The sequence below is a fragment of the Clostridium sp. CCUG 7971 genome, assembly GCF_017590215.1.
Taxonomy (GTDB): domain Bacteria; phylum Bacillota; class Clostridia; order Peptostreptococcales; family Peptostreptococcaceae; genus Faecalimicrobium.
Genome location: NZ_JAFFPK010000090.1, coordinates 1 through 4,465, shown reverse-complemented (window position 1 = coordinate 4,465; position 4,465 = coordinate 1). Strand labels below are relative to the sequence as shown.

Annotated in this window: 4 protein-coding genes and 2 rRNA genes; all 6 read left to right on the top strand. The window is 26.6% G+C overall.

The window, feature by feature from the left end:
* Window positions 1-290: ribosomal RNA gene (locus JWF52_RS12060) — 23S ribosomal RNA — on the top strand; the annotation flags it as partial.
* Between the two features lie 86 nt (window positions 291-376).
* Window positions 377-493 (top strand): 5S ribosomal RNA (rrf, locus tag JWF52_RS12055).
* 199 nt (window positions 494-692) lie between these two features.
* The gene (locus JWF52_RS12050) at window positions 693-1,388 is read left to right on the top strand and encodes a response regulator transcription factor (protein WP_208333809.1); all 696 of its coding nucleotides are present in this window, start codon (window positions 693-695) and stop codon (window positions 1,386-1,388) included.
* 122 nt (window positions 1,389-1,510) lie between these two features.
* Window positions 1,511-2,428, top strand: coding sequence for an ABC transporter ATP-binding protein (locus JWF52_RS12045; protein WP_208333810.1), 918 nt, complete (start codon window positions 1,511-1,513; stop codon window positions 2,426-2,428).
* Window positions 2,428-3,225, top strand: a complete 798-nt coding sequence (locus JWF52_RS12040) for an ABC transporter permease subunit (protein WP_208333808.1) — start codon at window positions 2,428-2,430, stop codon at window positions 3,223-3,225. Before JWF52_RS12045 ends, JWF52_RS12040 begins: the two co-directional genes overlap by 1 nt.
* 26 nt (window positions 3,226-3,251) lie before the next feature.
* Complete coding sequence (locus tag JWF52_RS12035) at window positions 3,252-4,163, top strand: histidine kinase dimerization/phospho-acceptor domain-containing protein (protein WP_208333807.1); 912 nt, start codon at window positions 3,252-3,254, stop codon at window positions 4,161-4,163.
* Window positions 4,164-4,465 lie beyond the last annotated feature (302 nt).

Sequence of the window (4,465 nt, the reverse complement as noted above, 5' to 3'; positions counted from 1 at the left end):
GTGGTACGCGAGCTGGGGGCGTAGGAAATTTGAGGAGACCTGTCCTTAGTACGAGAGGACCGGGGATGGACGTACCTCTGGTGTACCAGTTGTTCTGCCAAGGGCATGGCTGGGTAGCTATGTACGGAATGGATAAGCGCTGAAAGCATCTAAGCGCGAAGCCAACTTCAAGATAAGATTTCCCACCGTAAGGGTAAGACTCCAGGAAGACTACCTGGTTGATAGGTCGAAGGTGTAAGTGCAGTAATGTATTTAGCTTATCGATACTAATAGGTCGAGGACTTGACCAATTAAAATGATTAATTCAATAAATGTTTGTAGTTTTCAGAGTATTAACTTTGAAAAACTTAATAGAAATATTAAGCATAAGAGATTATGTGGTTACAATAGCAAAGAGGATACACCTGTTCCCATTCCGAACACAGAAGTTAAGCTCTTTAGCGCTGATGGTACTTGGTGGGCAACTGCCTGGGAGAGTAAGACGTAGCCACGTAATCTTTTTAATTTTGTTAAATATATTAATTTTTATATAAGGAGACATGCCATTAGGTATAGTCTTCTTTTTTATTGATTAAAAAGCCATAATTTAAAAATTAAAAATCAAAGTATTTTGTTCATTAATAATTCTAAATGGTTTTATATTAAAATGTTTGATAAAATAAAAGTTATTAGGGTTAATATTGGAGGAATATATGAATAAAAAAATAAAATTATTAATAATTGAAGACGATAATGATATAAATAAATTGCTATCTGAAATGTTATTAAATGAAGGTTATACAGTAAAACAATCCTATTCTGGAACAGAAGGGCTGATATATTTAGAACAAGAACCGTGGCATATAGTTTTACTAGACTTAATGTTGCCAGGTAAATCGGGAGAAGAGCTTTTAGGTGATATCAGAAAAAGAATGACAGTACCAGTTATTATAATATCAGCTAAAGAAGAAAGAAGTATTAAAATAGATATGCTTAAGTTAGGTGCAGATGATTTTATAAGTAAGCCATTTGATATAGAAGAAGTATTAGCTAGAATTGAATCTAATTTAAGAAGGTACATAGAATTTTCTGAATATGATAACGGTAAAGATATAGTAAATTATAAAGAAATATCTCTTAATAAAGATACAAGAGAAGTATTTGTAAATGAAAATAATGTAATATTAACAGCAAGGGAATTTGATATATTAAATCTTTTAATAAATAATCCTAAAAAAGTATTTTCAAAGTCAAATTTATTTGAAAGTGTATGGAAAAGTGAATATGTATGTGATGATAATACTATTACTGTTCATGTTAGCAACCTAAGGAATAAGTTATCTAAATTTGAAACAAAGTATAATTACATACAAACAATTTGGGGTATTGGTTATAAATTAGAAAAATAATCTTATAAATATTTAAACTTAAGACTTTCTTAAGATTTTATTTATAGTTAATTACAACTTAATTTCTATAATAAGAGTATATTAAAATATTTATAAGGGGTGAATTTATGAAAATAAATAAAATATCAGACTATACCTTGCGAACAAACAAATTAAGTAAATTATACAAGGGTGAATATGTGGTTAAAGAAGTATCTATGAATATTAAAAAGGGGGATATTTATGGATTTATAGGAAAAAATGGAGCTGGAAAAACTACTTTAATAAGATTAGTATCTGGTCTAGCGACAATAACTAGTGGAAGTATAGAGATTTTCGATGATAGTACAGAGCAAGGGATAGTTGATGGCAGAAGAAGAATAGGAGCACTTATAGAAACTCCGTCATTTTACCCAAATATGACAGCTTATGAAAATATGGAACTAATAAGATTTCAAAAAGGTATTCCAGGAAAATCATGTATAAAAGAAAAGTTAGATTTAGTAGGCCTAGGAGATACAAATAAAAAGAAAGTAAAAGACTTCTCTTTAGGAATGAAGCAAAGGTTGGGTGTAGCTATGGCTATTATTGGTGATCCAGAATTTCTTATATTAGATGAGCCTACTAATGGGTTAGATCCAATAGGTATAATTGAAATGAGAGAACTTTTAAAAAAGCTAAATAAAGAGAAGGGTATTACGATATTGATATCAAGCCATATACTAAGTGAATTATATCAATTAGCAACATGCTATGGAATTATTAATAAAGGAAAACTTGTTGAAGAAATTAGGCAATCAGAACTCGATGAAAAGTGCAAAAAATCTTTAGAGATAAAAGTAGATAATATTAATAAAGCTGTATGGGTTATAGAAAATATTTTTGAAAGTAAAAATTATAAAATATTTCCAGAAGAGACAATAAGGCTATATGATTTCATAGATGATCCAGGATATGTTTCAACTTCTTTTGCTAAGGAAGACATAGTAATAAGACAATTGTCATCTAAAGGTGATGATTTAGAAGACTATTTTATGAGCTTAGTAGGAGGGAGAAAATAATGACTAATTTAATAAAAAGTGATTTATATAGATTAAAGAAAAATAAAACTTTTAGAAAATGTATTTTTTCTATGGTTATATTTATAATTTTAATAACTGGTCTTTTTTCAGAATCTGGTGCCGAAATTGGAATTATAACTACACAGGTAGATAATAGAATGTATGGATTTATACTTAATAATACATTAATTGGGGAAAGTCTTATGGATATATTTGCAATAGCGTTAGGATTCACAGGTATAATATGCATTATGTTATTATTTATAGTTGGAGAATTAGTAATGGAAAGATATGAATTTGGTGTAATAAAAAATACTGTTTCTTATGGGCATAATAGATATAAAATTTATATATCAAATTTATTATGTATTCTTGTAGCAATTATATTACTTTCTATTATGACAATAGTAATTTCATGCGGAATTTGGAGTGTAATATACGGTGTAAATAAAAGTATTACAGGTATTGAATTTACTATGATTTTAAAGGTAATTACAGTATGGTTGGTTATATTATGTGCTATGGCTAGTATTTATACTATGATACATACGTTGGCAAGAAAGAAAACAACGGTTTTAGGTTTAAGTGTACTGTTTGTTGTATTTATTCCAATGTCATTAATTGAGTTAAAAATTAGTTATATAAATTATAAAATGCCAATGCTAATGCTTATGGATTTATGTTCTATGCCATTTAATAATGGATTACTACTTACTTTTGCAGTTAATTCAATATTAATAATTCTAATTAGTACTATTTTAGGATGTATTATATTTAATAAACAAGATATTAAATAAGATAAAGGGGGGGGAGGGTGAGTAATATGACTTATTTAGTAGCTATATTTTTTGTTGCTACTACAATTTTGCTTGCCCGAATATTTTTTATTAAAAAAGAAATAAAAAATATTACAAAACAGCTAAATAGTTATAATAGTTTAAAATCTAGTAAAAAAATAGATATAAAATTATTTGATAAAGATATAGAGAATTTAGCAGAGAATATTAACGAGTATATTTCTATTTCTAATGAATTACAGGTAAATAATATGAAATCACAAGAAGAACTAAAGAGGACAATAGCTAATATTTCTCATGATTTAAGAACGCCACTTACTTCAATTTTAGGATATATTCAAATGATAAAAAATAAGACTTTAGATGAAAATAAGAAAAGAGAGTACATAGAGATAACAGAAAAGAGAGCTAGATACTTACAAAATTTGCTAAATGATTTCTTTGATTTATCATTGTTAGAATCAAGCGACTATGAACTTAACTTAGAATATATAAATCTGAATAATATATTATGTGATGAATTAGCAGGATTTTATGAATATTTCGTTAGTAGAGATATAAATCCTAAGATAGATATTCCAAATAAAGATGTTATGGTAATTGGAGATATATCAGCTACTAAAAGAGTTTTAGAAAATCTAATGATTAATATAGCTAAACACTCCAATGGCTATGTATATATAGGTTTAAGTGAAGAAGGATTAAATACAATAGTTACGATAATAAATGAATCTAAAAACCTTACATCAAAAGATGTAGAATTAATGTTTGATAGATTCTATACAAATGATCAGTCTAGAAATTCAAAGGATAGAAATACAGGTTTAGGATTGTTTATTGTTAGAGGTTTAATGGATAAAATGAATGGAGATATAAAATGTGAGATTAAGAACGATTTATTACATATACAATGTATATGGAGTAATAAAGTTTTATAAAAATTTTATATTTAAATAAAGACTATATATAAAATTAATAATTTGATTTTTATTCATAGTCTTTTTATTTATGCAAAAAATTAAATACTATAAATATATGTAAAACTATATTTAAACTTAAATATTTAATAAAATTAAAAAATACTATTAAAGTTGGAAAATCTTGAAAATGCTGGATTTAAAATGAAAATATGAATTTAATTATACAATAGAATAAAAAAGTTTCAAAAAGGTATTGACGATATGATTTTAAGGTGGTATAGTTATACTTGTCCTTAAGACAAGGGCAAATAAGTAAAAAA

What these genes read in the sequence shown, in the direction of transcription:
- JWF52_RS12050 (WP_208333809.1), top strand. Translation starts at nt 693, where the DNA reads ATGAATAAAAAAATAAAATTATTAATAATTGAAGACGATAATGATATA.
- JWF52_RS12040 (WP_208333808.1), top strand. Translation starts at nt 2,428, where the DNA reads ATGACTAATTTAATAAAAAGTGATTTATATAGATTAAAGAAAAATAAA.
- JWF52_RS12035 (WP_208333807.1), top strand. Translation starts at nt 3,252, where the DNA reads ATGACTTATTTAGTAGCTATATTTTTTGTTGCTACTACAATTTTGCTT.